General features: G+C 69.5%; 15 protein-coding genes. 3 read left to right on the top strand and 12 right to left on the bottom strand.

The features are described 5' to 3' along the window. Positions 1-211 precede the first annotated feature (211 nt). The 4 genes from otsB to ABE85_RS08180 form a co-directional block, all read right to left on the bottom strand. Positions 212-1012: a trehalose-phosphatase gene (gene otsB, locus ABE85_RS08195; RefSeq protein ID WP_067272445.1), complete on the bottom strand. Its 801-nt coding sequence runs from the start codon at positions 1010-1012 to the stop codon at positions 212-214. After that, on the bottom strand, positions 1009-3297 hold the full coding sequence (locus ABE85_RS08190) for a trehalose-6-phosphate synthase (protein ID WP_067272441.1): 2289 nt from the start codon (positions 3295-3297) through the stop codon (positions 1009-1011). The genes otsB and ABE85_RS08190 overlap by 4 nt, the downstream gene beginning before the upstream one ends. Next, positions 3294-3866, bottom strand: a complete 573-nt coding sequence (locus tag ABE85_RS08185; protein WP_157522080.1) for a hypothetical protein — start codon at positions 3864-3866, stop codon at positions 3294-3296. Before ABE85_RS08185 ends, ABE85_RS08190 begins: the two co-directional genes overlap by 4 nt. 148 nt (positions 3867-4014) lie before the next feature. Then, positions 4015-4227, bottom strand: a complete 213-nt coding sequence (locus tag ABE85_RS08180; protein WP_067272434.1) for a hypothetical protein — start codon at positions 4225-4227, stop codon at positions 4015-4017. A 277-nt stretch (positions 4228-4504) separates the two neighbouring features. On the opposite strand from ABE85_RS08180, the gene ABE85_RS08175 reads away from it, so the two are divergent. Both ABE85_RS08175 and ABE85_RS08170 read left to right on the top strand, forming a co-directional pair. Next, positions 4505-4777 (top strand): hypothetical protein, encoded by a 273-nt coding sequence (locus tag ABE85_RS08175; RefSeq protein WP_067272431.1) that lies wholly within the window; start codon positions 4505-4507, stop codon positions 4775-4777. Continuing rightward, the gene (locus ABE85_RS08170; protein ID WP_067272427.1) at positions 4774-5337 is read left to right on the top strand and encodes a hemerythrin domain-containing protein; all 564 of its coding nucleotides are present in this window, start codon (positions 4774-4776) and stop codon (positions 5335-5337) included. The genes ABE85_RS08175 and ABE85_RS08170 overlap by 4 nt, the downstream gene beginning before the upstream one ends. Here the strand turns inward: ABE85_RS08170 and ABE85_RS08165 are convergent. The 5 genes from ABE85_RS08165 to ABE85_RS27430 all read right to left on the bottom strand — a co-directional run bounded on the left by ABE85_RS08165 (position 5294) and on the right by ABE85_RS27430 (position 10812). Then, entirely contained in the window at positions 5294-6811 is a 1518-nt protein-coding gene (locus ABE85_RS08165; protein WP_067272424.1) for a type II toxin-antitoxin system HipA family toxin, read from the bottom strand. The two genes, ABE85_RS08170 and ABE85_RS08165, sit on opposite strands and share 44 nt — an antisense overlap. Next, positions 6808-7134 (bottom strand): helix-turn-helix domain-containing protein, encoded by a 327-nt coding sequence (locus ABE85_RS08160; RefSeq protein ID WP_067272422.1) that lies wholly within the window; start codon positions 7132-7134, stop codon positions 6808-6810. The genes ABE85_RS08165 and ABE85_RS08160 overlap by 4 nt, the downstream gene beginning before the upstream one ends. Before the next feature lie 109 nt (positions 7135-7243). Beyond that, the gene (locus ABE85_RS08155) at positions 7244-7747 is read right to left on the bottom strand and encodes a hypothetical protein (protein ID WP_067272420.1); all 504 of its coding nucleotides are present in this window, start codon (positions 7745-7747) and stop codon (positions 7244-7246) included. Between the two features lie 214 nt (positions 7748-7961). Beyond that, a complete protein-coding gene (locus ABE85_RS08150) occupies positions 7962-9410 on the bottom strand; it encodes a sorbosone dehydrogenase family protein (protein ID WP_231993257.1) in 1449 nt (482 codons plus the stop codon). Between the two features lie 76 nt (positions 9411-9486). Continuing rightward, complete coding sequence (locus tag ABE85_RS27430) at positions 9487-10812, bottom strand: hypothetical protein (protein ID WP_157522077.1); 1326 nt, start codon at positions 10810-10812, stop codon at positions 9487-9489. 215 nt (positions 10813-11027) lie between these two features. Between ABE85_RS27430 and ABE85_RS08140 the strand changes: the two genes are divergently transcribed. After that, a complete protein-coding gene (locus ABE85_RS08140; RefSeq protein WP_067272417.1) occupies positions 11028-13184 on the top strand; it encodes a TonB-dependent receptor in 2157 nt (718 codons plus the stop codon). Here the strand turns inward: ABE85_RS08140 and ABE85_RS08135 are convergent. The 3 genes from ABE85_RS08135 to ABE85_RS08125 are packed head-to-tail and all read right to left on the bottom strand — an operon-like array spanning position 13143 to position 16996. Continuing rightward, positions 13143-14840: a hypothetical protein gene (locus tag ABE85_RS08135; protein WP_067272415.1), complete on the bottom strand. Its 1698-nt coding sequence runs from the start codon at positions 14838-14840 to the stop codon at positions 13143-13145. The genes ABE85_RS08140 and ABE85_RS08135 overlap by 42 nt on opposite strands. A gap of 4 nt (positions 14841-14844) precedes the next feature. Beyond that, positions 14845-15396 carry a hypothetical protein gene (locus ABE85_RS08130; protein ID WP_157522075.1) on the bottom strand — a complete coding sequence of 184 codons (552 nt, stop codon included), beginning with the start codon at positions 15394-15396 and terminating at the stop codon, positions 14845-14847. A 31-nt stretch (positions 15397-15427) separates the two neighbouring features. Continuing rightward, entirely contained in the window at positions 15428-16996 is a 1569-nt protein-coding gene (locus ABE85_RS08125; protein WP_067272407.1) for a hypothetical protein, read from the bottom strand. Positions 16997-17099: the final 103 nt, after the last annotated feature.

Raw genomic sequence — 17099 nt, 5'->3', positions numbered from 1 at the left:
ACCCATGTCCTGGCACACCTGTCACCCATGTCCTCGGTCCATACAGCTYGCGGGAGAGGGCAGGGGTGAGGGCCAGCGGCSGCGGAAGTGCTGAAGCCTTTTGGACTCTCGCCAGCCCTCGACTGCCGAGGCTGCGCACGGTTCGGGGCGACCGGGTCCCCTTTTCTCCATCTCCCTCCTTCGCTTGCCTCCCGGCAAGCGAATTCCCTCCTTAAGTTCCSAAAAGGGGACCCGGTCGCCCCTCTCCCGAATCACCGAGGTGTTCCAGCATCAATCGGAGCACGATGTCGATTTCCGCCTGTTCGTTGAGGTAGTACCTCGCGTGGCTGTGATCGAGTCGGGGACCCACGCGCACCGTGACCCAATCGGCCTCCGCACGTTGGAAGGCCGGCTCATCATTCGTGTCATCGCCGACGTAGAAGCCCGCATCCGCCCCGTAACGCGCCGTCAAACGCGCCATCGCATCACCCTTGTCGGGGGCACCGTCGACCAGCACGTTCACGACGCGCTTGCCGGGCTCGGTGATGACGCCCGCCGGCAGATCGGCGACGAGCACGGCGATCGCGTTGCGCGCCGCCACCGGATCACTCGCCATCCGGTAATGGATCGCGATGGACGCGCCCTTGTCCTCGATCGTGGCGCCAGCCCGGTTGAGATCCGTCTCCATGCGCAGCATGCGCTCGCGGAACGTGCCCAGCGTCGTGACCACGTGCGGGTCGGGACCGTCGATCTCGTCCTCCGCACCGTGGTTGCCGACGATGTGCGTGGGCTTGAAGCCCAGCCGATGCCGCACGTCCAGCACCTGCCGGCCGCTGACCACGGCGACGGGCACGCGCGCGACCAGCCGTTCCAGCAGCTTCGCGGTGGGCTCGGGGAGCCGGGCCTCGTCGGGATGCATGACGATGGGCGCCAGCGTGCCGTCGAAGTCGAAACCCAGCAACGGACGACGGGTCATGAGGCGGGCGACCGCGGCGCGGCCCTCCGCGTCGAGCAGATATCGCACCGGCATCATGGCGTCAGCGCCTCCTCTCCAGACTCTCTTGACCGGCGCTGCACGCGTCGCGTGATGCGCTCGCGCAGCCGCCATTGACCCGCGTCGGTCAGCATGCGGCCGGCCCAGCGGTAGACGTTGAACTCGCGCACCGTCATGCGCAGGCTGGCCATGCGCTCGCGCTGCTCCTGCGGCGGCATCAGCGCCGCACGGTGCAGGGCGTCCGTGGTCTCTTCCACGTGGTAGGGGTTGATGACCAGCGCCTCCTGCAACTCGCGCGCCGCGCCGGCGAAGCGGCTGAGGATCAGCACGCCCTGATCGTCGTCGCGGGCGGCGATGAACTCCTTGGAGACCAGGTTCATGCCGTCATGCAGGCTGGTCACCACGCACATGTGCGCGGCGCGGTAGAGCGTCATCAGCGCCGCATGGTCGTGGTGCTCGGCCAGGAGCACGACCGGCTTGTAGCCGGCGCCGCCGAAGCGCAGGTTGATGCGCTCGGTGACGCGATGGATGCGGTCCTGGAATTCGCGGTATTCCTCCAGCGCGTTGCGCGTCGGCGCCGCCACCTGGACGAGCACGAAGCGCCCCTGCCACTGCGGATGCTTCTCCAGCAGGCGCTCAACCGCGTGCAGCCGCTCCAGGATGCCCTTGGTGTAGTCGAAGCGGTCCACGCCGACCGCCAGCACCGTGTCGGGCGCGAGCTTCAGCCGCTCGAACACCGAGGCGCGTGCGTCCGCGGGGGACTGCCAGCCGGCGCGTTCCTCGTCGGTGGGCCACGCGATCGAGATCGGATAACTCTGCACCAGCGTCGGCTCGTCCTGGTAGCTGATGGTCGAATGCTCGTGCTCGATGCGCGCCTCCAGGTAGCGGTCCACCGTCTCGGTGAAGTTCTTGCAATGGAAGCGCGTGTGGAAGCCCAGGATGGTGCTGCCCAGCATGCCCTGCAGCAGCTCGCGACGCCACGGGCAGATGCCGAAGGACTCCGGGTTGGGCCAGGGGATGTGCCAGAAGGTGATGATGGTCGCCTTGGGCAGCTTCTCGCGGACCATGGCCGGCAGCAGCGCGAAGTGGTAGTCCTGCACCAGCACCACCGGATCGTCGCCGCGGGCCTCGGCGACGACCGCGTCGGCGAAGCGCTGGTTCACGGCCTTGTACTGCGCCCAGTCCGACTCGCGGAACACCGGCCGCACGTGCGCCACGTGGCACAGCGGCCAGAGGCCTTCATTGGCGAAGCCCTGGTAGTAGCCGCGCTCCTCCTCTTCGCTCAGCCAGACGCGGCGCAGCAGGTAGTCCTGCGTGTCCGGCGGCACCGCGACGCGGTCGTGCGCGTCGACGACGTCCCGGTCCGCGCTGCCGCTGCCGTGCGCGATCCAGGTGCCGGAGCAGGCGCGCATCACGGGCTCGACCGCGGTGACCAGGCCGCTCGCCGGCCGGCTGACGGAAATGCCGTCCGGACCGCGCTGATGGATGTAGGGCTCGCGGTTGGAGACCACGATCACCTGGTCGCCGCGCAGCTGCGTGCGCAGCAGGCTGCGCAGCCGCTCGGGATCCCAGGGGGTGAGCGGACCGTGCTCGCGGTAGAGGTTGTCCTCGAGCTCGCGGATGTGCTGGCGGATCTCGACCTCCAGCGGCTGCAGCTCGGGCGGGGCCGTCTCGGGGCCGCCGCGGAATCCGCCGGTGTTGAGCAGCGGCCGCACCAGGCCCTCGCCGCGCAGGATGGCGCGCATGCCGGAGACCCAGCCGCGCCAGCTGAGCTGCGCGACGATCATCGTGATGCCGGCGATCGCCAGGCCCAGCACCGTGATGAAGATGATCATGTAGCGCCGCGTGTCCAGGCTGCGGCGGTCGGGCAGGCTCAGGTCGTGCAGGAGCACGAGCCGCTCGGCGTCGGGCTGCTGCGGGTTGACCGGGAAGACGCCGATGTGGACCGCGCCGCTGGCCAGTTCCAGGCGCGGGTCCTTCTGCGCGGCGCTGAGCTCGGCCTCCTTGCAGCTGAGCGAGCCCGGGAAGCCCTTGGTGCTCATGACCTGGGTGCCGTCGGGCGCGCACAGCGCGATGCCCACGAGGCGCTCGTCCAGCACGCCGCGTTCAAGCAGGTTGCGCAGGCGTTCGCGCTGGGCGCTGGGGTCGATGTCGCTGATCGCGACGGAGAGGGTCTTGGCGACCATCGCGCCGCGCAGGCTCAGGTCGCGCGAGAACCAGCGCAGCGTCATGCGGTCCAGCAGCGGCAGCGCCAGCAGCGCCGCCAGGGTCAGGGTGATCAGCAGCGGAACGAGGAAACGGATCTGGAGATGCAGCGATTTCATGCCCGGCCCCCCGCGCGACGCGGCGCAGGGTCTGCACGGAAGAGGTCCCCGTAACCGTCGTCGTTATCGTTGTTGTGGTCGTCCTCGTCGTCCTCGTCGACGGAGCTCGGATGTCGCTTGAGCGCGTGCATGCCGCCGAGCGCCAGCCCGGCTGCGAACGCGCCGTACACCAGCAGCAGGCTGTTGACCGAAGGCCGTCGCGTGCCCGAGGCCGTGGCGCGCTTGTCCGCGCCCGGCGTGAGCACGCTGGGTGTGACGACGCGATCCACGCCGACGGCGATCGCCGTGAGCAGCAGCGCGTCGCTCACCGCGTTGCCGCGCGTGGGCCGGCGGCGCGTCGCGCGCAGCCGGTCGTAGAGCGCGCCCCACACGAGGCCGGTGGCGGCGTGCAGCGCGATGCCGGCGGCGGAGGTCTTCAGCGGCGGACGGCCGACGCGGTATTCGGAACGACCGACCAGATGGGCATGATCGGACCGGCTGCCGCGCAACAGCGCCAGTCCTGAGAACAGGCTGGCCAACACGCCGTCGGCGCATGCCCGGCGCAGCGCCGGGAGCAGCAATGCATTCAAAGGCGACTCCTGTGACAGAGGGAAACAAGCCCCTGTGGATGGCAATCGCCGTGCCGCCCAGGCAGGAAGCGGACGGCATACGCCCGCCGGGCCATGCGGCTGCCTCTTCACAAGGGGCAGGGACGGGCTTTTCCGGCCCGGAACAGGCTCAGTTCACGGCCGTCGGCGGCGGCATGTAGGGCGGTTCGCGCACGGGCACCGGGTTCTCGCCGGGAATCGGCGGATCGATGACCCCGGGCGGATCGTCGCCGGGCTGGGGCGTCGGGCCGTGCGGCGGCGGCGGCACGAAGGGGACCTCGTTCGGATGCGGCGGGCTGGGCGGCACCGTGTGGGCTTCGAAGGGCAGGGGCAACTGGTGCATGTCGTTCCTTGTTGTCACGCGGGCCATTGCAAGCGGCGCGCCCGATGACATCGGGGTTCTGTAAGCCGGTGACCGGGAGTTCTGTCGGCAAGCACTGCAGAAGGCCGTGCGTGCGTACACGCAACCCCGGACCCACTCAGAGGGGCACGTCGCTCGCAGGGTGACCCGCAGGAGCGGCGCCTCCCCACATCCGGGGCGGCACCGCATTTGCCAGAAACCTGCAAGACACCTGCAGCACCCGGTCCCTCGCCCATCGATTCCCCAAGGAGACCCGCCCATGAACGACACGGCTCTCGAATCGCCCCGGCCCCCGGCGGTGACGGCGTCCCCGACGCCCGATCCACCGCGGCGCCCGGACGAGGCGCGCCCGGCGGAGCCGCCCGCACCCGGACCCGATCAGGCGCCGCACGAGCATCCGGACGATCCGGGCGTGCATCCGGACGGACCTAAGCGTTATCACGACGACCATGCCGCGCCGGCGCGCCAGCAGCTCGATCAGGAGGCGGCACGGCGTATCGATGAGCACGTCGAACAAGGGGAACCCGCATGAGGACGCATGTCCTGCCGCAGACCGACTTCCGCGCGGACCTGATGGCGCGCGACGAGGTCGTGGCGCTGCTGGTCGACGACCACCAGCGCGCGCAGCACGCCTTCCACCAGTTCGACCGGCTGTGGGCGATCGGGGACCATGAATCCTGCGAGGCGCTGGTGCGCCGCACCTGCGCGCTGCTGACGGTGCATGCGACGCTGGAGGAAGAGCTGTTCTATCCCGCGGTCCGCAAGTGCCCGGAGATCGGCGCCATCGAACGTCGGCTGATCAACGAGGCGGAGATCGAGCACCTGGTCGTGCGCATCCTGATGTCGCAGCTGCGGCGCATGCGCTCGGACGACACGCAGTTCGCGCCCCTGGTCGGCGTGCTGGGCCGCTACGTCACGCATCACGCGCAGGACGTGGAGCAGGGCATCCTGCCGCGGCTGACGCATGCCTCGTCGGTGGACTGGCGCGGACTGTCCAGCGCGCTGCGCCGCCGCCGCGATGAACTCGACCGCCAGTGGCGCGACGAGCTCAGCCTGGAGAGCCGGGAGTACGAGCGCCAGCAGGACGCGTGAGCGTCGGCACCACTTCGCGCTCCACGCCTTCCAAGGCGCCGGGCGGGGCGGTATCTGCGGCGCGTTCGGCCGCTCGGGCTGCTGCGCGTTCCGCGCGCCGGGTCAGCGACACCACCAGCGGATGCGCCGCGAACTGCACCTGCAACCGCCCCTTCTGCTGCGGGGTCAAGGCTGACGCTTCGATCATCGCGGGCCAGGTGGCGAAAGCCGCCTTCACGCAACGCGCGATCGCCGTGTCCGCCGACTTGACGGGGATCTTGAGGCGATCGCAGAAGACCTGCAGCAGCGCGGGCGACATGGACTGCCGCAGCAGCGGCGCCTCGCTGTCGTCCGACGCGGCCGCGCGCCGAGGCAGGAACTTCGGCGGCACGATGTGAAGGGCATGGCCGCGCAGGCGATGGAACACGGCATAGGCCACCACGTCATACGCGGGTGAGAGCGTCGGGGTGACACCGTCGAGGTAGCGCACGCCGATGTTCTTCAGATGCATGTCGGCGTTGCCGATCATCTCGTTGACGACGATGCGCCGCAGCAGTTCGTGCACCGCGGGCTCGCCCATCGACGGCTCGGCCAGCAGCACCGCGGCGATGTCGAGGTAGCTGATCCGCAGGCCGTCCGACCCGCGGCCGTACTTGTCCTCCGGCGCGCGGCCGAGGATCTGCGCGAAGTCCTCGACATGGATGCGTCCCGCCGGCGAACGGTCGAAGCGCGTCACCGCCAGGAAGTTCGTCTGCGCCGTCGCGTCGCCGAGTTCGTAGCCGTGTTGCAGACCGAGCCGCTCCAGCGGCTCCAGGACCGCCTCGCAGGTGTCCACCCCGGCCGCGCGCGCCAGGCGCAGGCTCAGTTCCTCGACTTCGGGCAGCAGCGGCTGGCCCACGACCGGCAGCTTCGCGATGATGTGGGTGTCGTGGTCCCTGGTCCGGCCGACATAGCGCTCGCCGTCGCGGATGACGCCGAGCTTGGGCTGCACACCCGAGAGCGACACGCCTTCTTCGAGCGGATCCGCCGTGACCGACATTTCCAGCGCATCCTGTCCCTGCGTGACGTAGCGCGCGAGTTCCTCCCGGGTCAGCTCGATCGGCAGCGCATGGACGTTGCCGGGCAGATCCTTGCCGCAGGCCGCGAGCATCTCGAAGTGGTCGTCGGGCGCGCAGTCGCGGAGTTCCGCGACGTGATGGCGGAACACACCTTCGGGCAGCAGGTTCTGGAAGAAGGTCGGCAGCATCCAGCCGGCCGCCGTGGAGTGGCGACCGTTGAAGCTGATCGAGCGGATGTTGCGCCACAGCTCGGCCTGCGCCTCGGGCGTGGCCGCGCGCATGGACAGCGACAGCGTCGGCGCGTCGGCCCCGGCACGGTCGGCGAGGTCCTCGTCGGCCACGAAGCGGTTGATGACCGTGTCGTCGTTCAAGGCGTACTGGAACAGCACGCCGAGTCGCAGCGTGCCGAGATGGATGGCCAGCACCTTCACGTTCATGGGCGCCCCTTGTCATCCGCGCGGGCATCCTGCCGCGCGTGCAAGGCGTCCAGCGCCTCGGTGACCACGGACCTTACCGGCGGGCCCAGGGCTTCTCCCGCGGCGACCGCCCTGGCAGCGGCCTTGGGCACCAACACCAGTTCCAGGCCCAGTTGGTGCGCCACGGCCATCAGGGTGGAGACGCGGAAATCCTCCTGACCGCTGAGCACATGCGTGAGCGTGCGAGCGGAAATGCCCGAAGTGTCGGCCAGGCGCGCCTGGGTCAGCCCGTTGCGGCGGGCGGTGTCGCGGAGGAGTCCGGAGATCTCGGGAAGCGTGAGCATGGCAATAAAGTTCCAATTCGTCCTGAAAAGGTACTTTATTGCTGATCGCTGGTCAAGGGAATTGGAAATAAGGTGCCATATCAGGCGAATATGGAACTATGTTGCCATATCAAGTGCGGTGTTTGGCTCGAGGCGGGCAGTAGTGATTCCGCACCGCTTCCTCCTTGCGCCGCTTGTCAGACCACCGGCGGAACCAGGGAAAACATGCCGCGAGTTGCGCCAGCAAGCCGGTGCGAGGGGGCGGAACCACACCGCGCGCGTGCTGCTGGTAACGCACGCTGCTGAGCTCCGCCGACATCTCGCGCACGCGTGCTCGATCCTGCGCCAGCTTGGGCGTCTGGGGCACCCTGTCGTTGTCGAACCGGAATCCGTTCGCCTGACTTTCGAACCGTTCAGCGGCGTCCCCGTGAGCCGGGCGTCCGAGCCGCACCCAACGCCGATGCAACGCGTCGACCTTGGAGAAGTCGTACGCCTTGTGCCGGAAGATCCGAGGCTTGTTGACCGTACAGAAATCGCGGACCGGCTGCGGCGCCAGGGACCTCATGCGAGATCGCAGGCGATCGACGAAACCTTGCTGCCTGTCGTCGAGGGCCGCGGGAGCGGCGGGATCCATCGACGACGCGAGTGAGGCTTCGTCGGAACGAGCGCGGAAGAGTTGAGTCAGACGCATCGGAGGCAAGCGGACTTGCCTGCCGCCAACCCGACGGGTTGTCGCGGGGCAAGTGCGACTGTGTCCGACGACAACCACCCGGGGTTCGCCGCGTCGGCCGCGTCGGCCGAATCGGCTGTTGCGTCCAATGCGTGCGACGCGGCGTCCGCCGGTCCGGTCAGCGCGATGCGGGCGTGCTGGCCGCGCCTGCCGCGGCGGGGAACGCGGCCTTCGGCCCCGCGGCGCCTGCCGCGGTGACGCGCCAGATCACGTTGCCGACGTCGTCCGCCACCAGCAGCGCGCCCTGGCGGTCGAGCGCGACGCCGACGGGACGGCCCATCGCCTGCCCCTGGGCATCGAGGAAACCGGTCACCACGTCGATCGGCAGCCCGCTGGGCTTGGCGCCGACGAAGGGCACGAACACGACCTTGTAGCCGGCCGGGACCTTGCGATTCCACGAGCCGTGCTGGCCGATGAACATGCCATGGGCGAAGTCCTGCGTCAGCTGGTTGCCGTCCGAGGACGCGAGCCCCAGCGAGGCCGTGTGCGCCCCGACGGCGAAGTCGGGGACGATCGCCTTCTCGACGAGTTCGGGCCGCTGCGGCTTGACGCGTTCGTCGACGTGCTGGCCGTACCAGCTGTACGGCCAGCCGTAGAAGCCGCCGTCCTGCACCGAGGTGATGTAGTCGGGGACCAGGTCGTCGCCGAGCTCGTCGCGCTCGTTCACCGCGACCCACAGCGCCTTGCTCGTGGGCTCCCAGGCCAGACCGACCGGGTTGCGCAGTCCGGACGCGAACACGCGCGTCGAGCCGCTCTGCAGGTCGATCTCCAGGATCGCGGCGCGGCGCTGTTCGTTCTCGATGCCGTTCTCGGCCACGTTGCTGTTGGAGCCGATGCCCGCGTAGAGCTTGGTCCCTTCGGCGTTGGCGATCAGGCTCTTGGTCCAGTGATGGTTGATGGTGCCGCCGGGCAGGTCGGCGACCTTCGTCGGCTTGCCGGCGAGCCGGGTCTGGCCGGTCGTGTAGGGGAAGCGCACGACGGCGTCGGTGTTGGCCACGTAGAAGGTGTTGCCGACCAGCGCCATGCCGAACGGCGAGTTCAGGCCCTCCGCGAACGCGAAGCGCTGGTCCGCGACGCCGTCGCCGTCGGTGTCGCGCAGCAGGGTGATGCGGTTGGCGCTCTTGGGCGTGGCGCCGGCCTTCTTCTGGAACTGCTTGGTGATCCAGGCCTTCGGACCCTTGCCGTCGTCGGGGCGCACGGGCGCGTTGGTCTCGGCGATCAGCACGTCGCCGTTGGGCAGCACGTAGACCCAGCGCGGATGGTCGAGCTTGTCGGCGAATCGCGTGACCGCCAGCCCGGCCGCCGCCTGCGGCCTGGCGCCCGCGGGCCAGCCCACCGCCTTGGCGACGTTGATCGTCGGCACGAGGGACTTCTGCGGCTCGGGCAGCGCGGGGTTGGGGCCGTAGCCGGGCGGGGTCGCGGGTTGCGCCTCGAGCGCCAGCACGACGCGCGCGCCACCGGCGAGGCCGGCCAGCGCGGCGACCGCCACGACGACGCGGCTGATCCGCCGGACACGCAGGGACGCAGGGAGGGACAGGCGTGAGGACGCGGGCATCTTCTTGTTCATCGGCTTCTCCGTCGAGGGCCGCCCCGGACGGGGCGGCGGCAGCCGACGGATCAGCAAGCGGGATGCCCGCAGGTGGTCAGGCTTGCCGGAACTCCTTCTTGTCGATCGCATGCAGACAGTCCCCGGCGTCCGCCATCAGCATCTCCAGCGGCAGCCCCGGATGGCGCGAGGAATCGATCAGCGCCTGCCGCAGGGCCCGCAGTGGCGCCATCAGTCGAGCCAGCAGCGGCTTCTCCTTGTCGCTCAGCGTCGACGAAGCCTTTCCTGGAAGATGGCCCGCCATCCTGTCATACGTTTTGGAGAGCGCCCGTTCGATCCTGCCCATGTCCAGATGATGAGCGATGGCATATCGGATCGCGTCGTCCAAGGGCTTGCAGGTGATGGCGCTCTCCGCCTTGCCGTCGGGCGTGCGGAACAACGCCGACGGTCCCCGGTTCACGGCCTCGCTCCAGACCTCGATCAGCGGATCGACACAGGGCGAGATCGACCTGGCCCGGAGTCGACCGTCGTCATCGCGCGCGAAGTCGGCCCAGCGGGGATTCGGCTTGCCGAGCAGCCATTGCCCTACGACGGCCTGCTGCAATTCTGTCTGGTGACCGCGTTCGTCCCCCGTCGGGGTCCTTCCGGCCACGTTGTCGACGATCAACAGGGCGGTGTCCCTGCGACGCAGCGGCGTGTCGAAGGTCGCCCGGGGAAGGCAGAGATCCAATCCGGTCTGCTCCAGAATGGCATCGCGCAACGTGGAGGCCAACGCGGCGTGCAGTGCCCGCTCGCCCTCGAGCTTCTGCGATTCGCGCGCGATGACCGGCTGCAGTCGATAGGGCGCGTCACCCTTGGATCCGGCAAACACGAGCCTTTCGCTGTGGCCGATGGCCGGATGCGAATCGGGATCGGTCTTGCTCAGGGCTCGGACATGCGCCGCCCGCTGTTGCGGCGTGGGCTCTCTCGATATCGGTGGCAGGGGGCCGATCGCTTGTGTCCGGCTTGTCGTGCTTGTCGTGCTTGTCGTGCCTGTGGCGGGTTTGACCGACGCGGGTCTTTCGGCGACCGGAGGCTGCGGCGGCCTCGGGTACATCGTGTGTATCAGCATCCCCGCGACGCGGCACTTGCGATCACGCAACTTCCTGCTGTCCGGCTGGGTCTCCACCCAGCGGATGTAGCGCGTCGCCAGATCGCGGATCTCACCGGCACGAGCCTCGGCTTCTTTCGAGTTGTCCAACTGTTTCAGGTAGGAATAGTTCACCGGCTTGTCTGAACACCTCGAACGGCGAGGAAGCCGCATCAACAACTTGCCGAGAAAGTTCTGCCGTTTCAGTTCGCCCGGCGAGGGGGAGGGGACCTCTGGAGCAGAAGGGGCGCACTGTCTGGCGAAGCGATTCAAGAGATTCAGGGATTTCGGCATGCCTACGAACTCCTCCTGGCCCGCCGCCATCCCGACGGGATCGTCGCGGGGGGCATGCAGGTTTTGTCTTCCTGCGACAACCCTCAGTTCTTCAAACCGGAGTCGCGTCGGACAACACCTGGCACCTCGCTTGCTCCGGGAGCGGCCTGTTCGAGGCGGGGCCTCATTCGGCGAGCGGGCCCGAACTGCGGTACACAGGGATTCCTGGGAGGACGATGAAGACGATTCGACACACCGCCTGCGCGGGCGCGGTCCTGGGGCTGATCTGGGCGCCGGCCTTCGGCCAGGCCCAGCAGCCGCCGACCCCGGGCGCCCAGGCGCTGCCCACCGTGGTCGTGTCCGGCAGCGTCGCGGAACGGCGGCTGGACGAGGCGCCGTATGCGGCGTCGGTCATCGATGCCGACACGCTGCGCGGCGCGGGGCCCATGGTCAACCTGTCCGAGGCATTGAGCCGCGTCCCCGGCCTCACCGCCAACAACCGGCAGAACTATGCGCAGGACCTGCAGCTGTCCTCTCGCGGCTTCGGCGCGCGGGCGCCGTTCGGGGTGCGCGGGCTGCGGCTCTACACGGACGGGATCCCGGCCACGATGCCGGACGGGCAGGGGCAGGTCACGCACTTCGACCTCGCGTCCGCCGCGCGCGTCGAGGTGCTGCGCGGGCCGTTCTCGGCGCTCTACGGCAACAGCTCGGGCGGGGTCATCGCGCTGGTGAGCGCGCCGGTGCGCGAACGCTTCGCGGAGCTGGACCTCGACGCCGGCAGCGCCGGATTGCGCCAGGCCCGCCTGACCGCCGGCACGCCCTTCGGCGACGGATGGGAGGCGCAGGGCGGCGTGTCGCGGATGGAAACCGACGGTACGCGGCCGCACAGCGCCGCGCGTCGCACGCTGGCCAACGGTCGCCTGGCCTGGACCGGCGCGCGCGATCAGGTGCTGCTGCTGGTGAACGACATCGACCAGCGCGCCCAGGATCCGCTCGGCCTGACCGCCGCGCAGTTCGCCGCGGATCCGGACCAGACCGCATCCCAGGCGGAACAGTTCAACACCCGCAAGAACGCCAGCCAGACGCAGCTCGGCGCGCGCTGGCGCCACCGCTTCGACGAGGGGCAGGTCTTGTCCGACAGCGTGCTCACCGCCTACGGCGGCCACCGATCGGTGACACAGTGGCAATCCATCGCCGTCGGCGCACAGACGCCGGCGGGCAGCGGTGGCGGTGTCGTCGACTTCAGCCGGCGCTACGACGGCGTCGACGCGCGCCTGCTGTGGCGGCTCGGACCGGCGACGCTGGTGACCGGCGTGAACCTCGAGCGCCAGAAGGACGATCGCCAGGGCTATGAGAACTTCCTCGGCACCGGGGCGTCGCAGCAGCTGGGCGTGACCGGCGCGCTGCGTCGCGACGAGGAGAACGAGGCCGTCACGCGCGAGGCCTATGCCCAGGCGGAACTGCCGCTGACGACCACGCTGTCCGCTAGCGCCGGCGTACGCGCGGGGCGGGTGACGCTGTCCGCCCGCGACCGCTTCCTGGGCAACGGCGACGACTCCGGATCGCTGCGCTACGACTACGCCAATCCGGCGGTGGGGCTGGGGTGGAAAGTGGCGCCGTCGCTGCTGCTGCACGCCGCGCTCGGGCGCGGCTTCGAATCGCCGACGCTCAACGAGCTGGCCTATCGCGCGGACGGGCAGGGCGGTTTCAACACCGCGCTGCGGCCGCAGAAGAGCCTGCAGCAGGAGCTCGGCGCGAAGTGGCGCGCGGGCGCTGTCGAGCTCGACGCCACGGCATTCCATGTCGCCACGCGCGATGAGATCGGCGTGCTGTCCAACAGCGGCGGGCGCTCAAGCTACCAGAACGTCGGCCGCACGCGGCGCAGCGGCGTGGAGCTGTCCGGCGCCTGGGATCTCGCGCCGCGCTGGCGCGCGCAGATGGCGCTCGGCACGCTGAAGGCGCGGTATCGCGACGGGTTCCTGACCTGCACTGGCACGCCATGCCCGACCGCCAACGTGCCGGTGTCCGCGGGCAATCGCATCGCGGGCACCAACGGCGGCAGCGCCTACGCCGAGCTGGCGTGGCGCCCCTTCGAGGCGGCGCGCGACGGGGAACTCGCCGTGGAATGGCGCGGCGTGAAGCGCACCGCCGTCAACGACATCAACAGCGAGGCGGCCGCGGGCTACGGCGTGCTCAACCTGCGTGCCCGTCGCGGCTGGAACTTCGGCGCGATGCGCGCCGAGCTGATCGCACGCGTGGACAACGCCGCCGACCGACGCTACGTCGGCAGCGTCATCGTCAACGACGGCAACGGCCGGTTCTACGAGCCGGCACCGGGGCGCTCCTTCTGGCTAGGCCTGTCTCTTCGTGCCGCGTCGCCAAGGGAGCCATGAGCGGCCCCGCTGGGTCGGCGTCTCGATCCGTTCCGCCAAGGCGGGCAGACCGTGGCGCGACTCGGTGTCGTGGATCAGGCGGAAGAGGGTGGCGAGTCGCCCATTGGCGGCGTCGATGTCGGACTGTGCGACGGGACCTCCGCGCTCCAGCTTCGACGAGATCCGCTGGATCGCCGCGACCGCGCCGTCCCGCAGCTTGCCCGCGGCACGCAGGCGCTTGGGGCCGTCCTTCATCTGGCGTAGCGCGATGGCATCGCGAAGCAACGGCGCGAGCGCCCGGTCGCGCCGTTTGAACGGGCTGAACGGGGATGCCTTTTGCAGCCGTTCGGAGAGTTCCGCATTGGTGATCAGGAACTCGGCGGTCGGCGCGGCGGCGGTCGACTGCGGCCGGACCGCGGGCGGCGTGATCGGCGTGCGCGGCGGTTTGCGCGGCGGCTGGCGTGGAAGGGGGAGCGCTGCGGACGGCTCGTCGTCGATCCAGTCACGGATCCGGGCGGGATACTGCGAGAGCAGTTCGCGCAAGGACATCACCGGGTTGCGCATCAGAAGTGATTGCACCGCGTCGATGGCATCGAACGAGCGACGCACGGCCGTCCGGCTGAGCAACTTTGCGGCGAGGTGCGCATTCCCGGGCGCCGACGGCACGCCGGCCTTCAACACCCTGTCCAGTTCGAGCTCGAGCGGCCAACGCAGCGCGTGGGTGTCGATGCTGAGCACCTTCTCGGCGAGGTCAGGGTCGAACGGCGCATCCCACGCCGCGCCGGCATCGTCCGGCACCCGGAACAGCGGCGCGAGACGTCCGTCGTTGCTCATGCCGTCCAGCGCGGGCCCGAGCACGTCGTCTTCGGGAAACGACGCGCCCGCGTCGAGATGCCAGCAGCGGCCCTGCGCGTCGAACAGCTGCCTCTCCCACTCGCCCTGCCAGCGATTGGTGAAGAGGCGGCTCAAGGCCGTCGACTGCAGGGCCTGGGCCGACACGGTCTGAAGCCTCTGCCGGATGGCCTGGCGCACGCCGGGTTCCGCTTCCGCGCCACGCTGGCGATAGGTGGAGAAGGCACCGGGGAGCGGCTCCGGGAACCTCCCTGGCGCCAGGCTCAAGGTGCCTGCGCCGCCCCGGGCAACGGGGTGGGGCACCGGCAGGCCGATGCCGAGCGACAGTCCGTAACGCGAGCTCAGGGCGGTGTCGAAGGCGCTCGCCATGGACTCGCGAAGCGCCGTGCCGCCGTCGGTCGCAGGGTGGAAGGCCAGGCGGGGCTGCCCCAGGCGGTCGCACAGCAGGGCGGTTCGAGGATCGCTTGGCGACGAGACGCGGGGGAACTTGTCCCCCAGCACATGGAGCGTTCGGAGGCGTCGCTTGTAGGCCGGATATTCCGGACCCACCGCCAGGAAATCCACGCCGGCATCGAAGTGCTGCGCGGCCGGATCCCGTCCGTTGACGCTGTCGGCGGTCCGGGCCCGGTAGTCCCGGATCTGCTGGGCCGTCCGGTTCCGTCCGCTGGCATGACGCGCGAGCAAGTTCGCGACGAAGGGCTCCTCGTGGTAGCAGTCCGGCGGCAGGTCGAACCCGTCAAGCCTGTCAGACCCGTCGGCCGCGAACGGATCGTCGGGGCGGGTGATCTGCGGTGAGGGGTGCAGCGTGGCGAAGAGAGGCTGCATCGGGTCAGCGCCTGCCACGCGGCAAGGAAGGGGGGCTCGCCTCGACGGGCTTGCGCTCGGGCGAGAAGCCGGCCGGCGGTGTCCCGCCGAGCTGCCGCGCGATCTCCGCGAGCGCCGCGTCCAGCCCCGATCGCAGGCCCAGTTCGATGAAGCCGTTGGTATCCATCAGTTCGACGAGGTCGTCGCTGGCGAAACGTTGCCGGCCGTCGGCGACGTGGGCCCCGACGCGGCGCAGCACGTCGTCGCGGACGACCCGGTCCGACGTGGCCTCGGCGGCATCGAGCAACGCGATCAGCGGCCGGTCGAACCCGTCGATCAGCGTCTCCAGGTCCGCGACCGCATCGTCCAGGGCCACGGTCAGGCGCGCGCGGTCGGGATGGGTCTCGCAGCGTTCGATCACCGCGCGCCGCAGATCGTCCACCGCCAGCCGCAAGCGTCGGCGTGTCTGCGACCAGGTCTGGCGCGCCGGAGGGGACGGCGCCTCGGCGCGCCCGGGGCGCGCGTTCGGCGGGAAAGCATCGAGGCGCCCGGGGCGCGGGAGGGATGAGGTCGTCATCCCCGTATGTCGCGCGGCAACGCGCGCCGGTTCAGGCCGTCGCGCCGTCGCCCGCACCCGTCGGAGCGAAGGTCGACAAGAGCCACCGGATCGACGATTGCTCGGACAGCACCTCGCGCATGTTCTTCACGTCGAGCGGATCCTTGGTGGTCGACATCTTCTCGTCCAAGCGCACGCAGTGTCGAGCCCAGTCCCGCACCTCGCCAAGGCGAAGCGCCACGCGTGACAGATCTTTCTCGCCGGGCCACTGCTGCCGGGCCAACGCGTCGATGTCCGCCTTGCTCATCTTGCCGAAGGCGTTCCCCAGCAACCGTTTCTCGCGAGGGGAGGGCTTCCACAGGTCGACGAGACGCTTTTTCATTTTCTCCACGTCCATCTCGGCGAGGGCGCGAAGCGTCTCCGGGCTCATCGGCTTGTCTGCCGGCGCGCGTGGCGTCGTGGACCAGTCGAGGGCCCGGCCCGGCCCGGCGGCAGCGCTGTCGGTGTCCGCGGGGGCGTAGGCGAACAAGCGTTGGTGATCAAGCATCCACGCGCGACCGTCCTCGTCGACAAGCACCCCGTCGAGCTGGAAGCGATGCTCGCCGCAGGTCAGTGCGGCCAGTGCCAACTGGTCGAATGACGCGTTGCGCAAGGGGCGGGCCAACGCGTCCGCCAGCCGTCGGCGACCGACGTCCTCGCCCTCGTCCGGCCGGGTGAGGCAGAGATTGAAGCCCGGCGGCGGCATCATGAGCACGCCGAGCGTCTCCTCGGCCTCACCGGCCTCGGCAGCGTCGCGCTCCAGACATTCCGGCATCGTCACGATCATCGCCGTCGACAGGGGGGACGTCTGCGGCGCCACGCCCATCGCCTCGGGCTGTTCGCCAAGCAGTCTTGCCATGCAGACCGCCTCGACCGCCGCAGCGGTCATGGGCTTGAAGGCGTAGGCGACCTTGCCATGGGCGTCGAGGATGAAGTCGACGCCCGGCACCTCCGGCGCGCGATGAACGCCCAGGAACTCAGCCATCAGCCGAGCGCGTTCGCGATTGACAACGGCGAACTCATTGGACTGAGGGGTGATCTCGATCGCCGGGTCCCTGCGTTGCGGCGCCCGGCGGATGCGCGCCTCCATCACCTCCCGGGCGCGGAGCCGGATCTCGAGGCCGAACTTCCTCAATTGATCACGCGCAGCAGGCGTGGCCAGGAAAGCCTCCGCCGCGTCCGCCGTGCGTCGCGCGGCCAGGGCGATGTCGCCTTCGTCGAGGAGGGGGTCCACGCCCAGCAGTTCGATGCCACGTGAACACATTTTCTGGAATGCGGGATCCTTGGACCTGAGGGTGCGCTCCGTCAGCCTCAGCGGGGGGAAGTGGGGGAAGAACGGCGTGTTGGTGCGCTCGGCCCGCTCAAGGATCTGATTGATGAACTGGAGTTGGCAGTCATCCAGGCTGCCCCGATCGCTCAGACCCACGAAGACATCGAATCCATCCAGGCTGATGTACTTGGCCTCGTGCGTCTGCCCCCGATCGTGGATGACTTCAAACCCGTCTTCTTCGGTCGATACGTCATCGAAGGGATGGACGCCCGTGTTGGGAGAGGATTTCTGGAAGAACGGCATGTCGCTCACGCGGCCGGATCCGCTGGCGCGTCCGGCAACGCCTGGTAGTTGCATGGACCTCATTTGTCATGCGACACCCGCCAACGGGTTTGCTGAGCGAATTGACATCCGT

The sequence above is a fragment of the Mitsuaria sp. 7 genome (assembly GCF_001653795.1).
In the GTDB taxonomy this organism is placed as follows: Bacteria; Pseudomonadota; Gammaproteobacteria; order Burkholderiales; family Burkholderiaceae_C; genus Roseateles.
Note: the sequence above shows the minus strand (reverse complement) of the source record. Positions and strands in the feature narration are given on the sequence as shown.

Coding starts and splice junctions, on each gene's coding strand:
- ABE85_RS08160 (WP_067272422.1), bottom strand. CDS start 7,134: ATGCTCACGCTTCCCGAGATCTCCGGACTCCTCCGCGACACCGCCCGC.
- ABE85_RS08150 (WP_231993257.1), bottom strand. CDS start 9,410: ATGAACAAGAAGATGCCCGCGTCCTCACGCCTGTCCCTCCCTGCGTCC.
- ABE85_RS08165 (WP_067272424.1), bottom strand. CDS start 6,811: ATGAACGTGAAGGTGCTGGCCATCCATCTCGGCACGCTGCGACTCGGC.
- ABE85_RS08130 (WP_157522075.1), bottom strand. CDS start 15,396: ATGACGACCTCATCCCTCCCGCGCCCCGGGCGCCTCGATGCTTTCCCG.
- ABE85_RS08135 (WP_067272415.1), bottom strand. CDS start 14,840: ATGCAGCCTCTCTTCGCCACGCTGCACCCCTCACCGCAGATCACCCGC.
- ABE85_RS08180 (WP_067272434.1), bottom strand. CDS start 4,227: ATGCACCAGTTGCCCCTGCCCTTCGAAGCCCACACGGTGCCGCCCAGC.
- ABE85_RS27430 (WP_157522077.1), bottom strand. CDS start 10,812: ATGCCGAAATCCCTGAATCTCTTGAATCGCTTCGCCAGACAGTGCGCC.
- ABE85_RS08175 (WP_067272431.1), top strand. CDS start 4,505: ATGAACGACACGGCTCTCGAATCGCCCCGGCCCCCGGCGGTGACGGCG.
- ABE85_RS08190 (WP_067272441.1), bottom strand. CDS start 3,297: ATGAAATCGCTGCATCTCCAGATCCGTTTCCTCGTTCCGCTGCTGATC.
- ABE85_RS08140 (WP_067272417.1), top strand. CDS start 11,028: ATGAAGACGATTCGACACACCGCCTGCGCGGGCGCGGTCCTGGGGCTG.
- ABE85_RS08170 (WP_067272427.1), top strand. CDS start 4,774: ATGAGGACGCATGTCCTGCCGCAGACCGACTTCCGCGCGGACCTGATG.
- ABE85_RS08155 (WP_067272420.1), bottom strand. CDS start 7,747: ATGGATCCCGCCGCTCCCGCGGCCCTCGACGACAGGCAGCAAGGTTTC.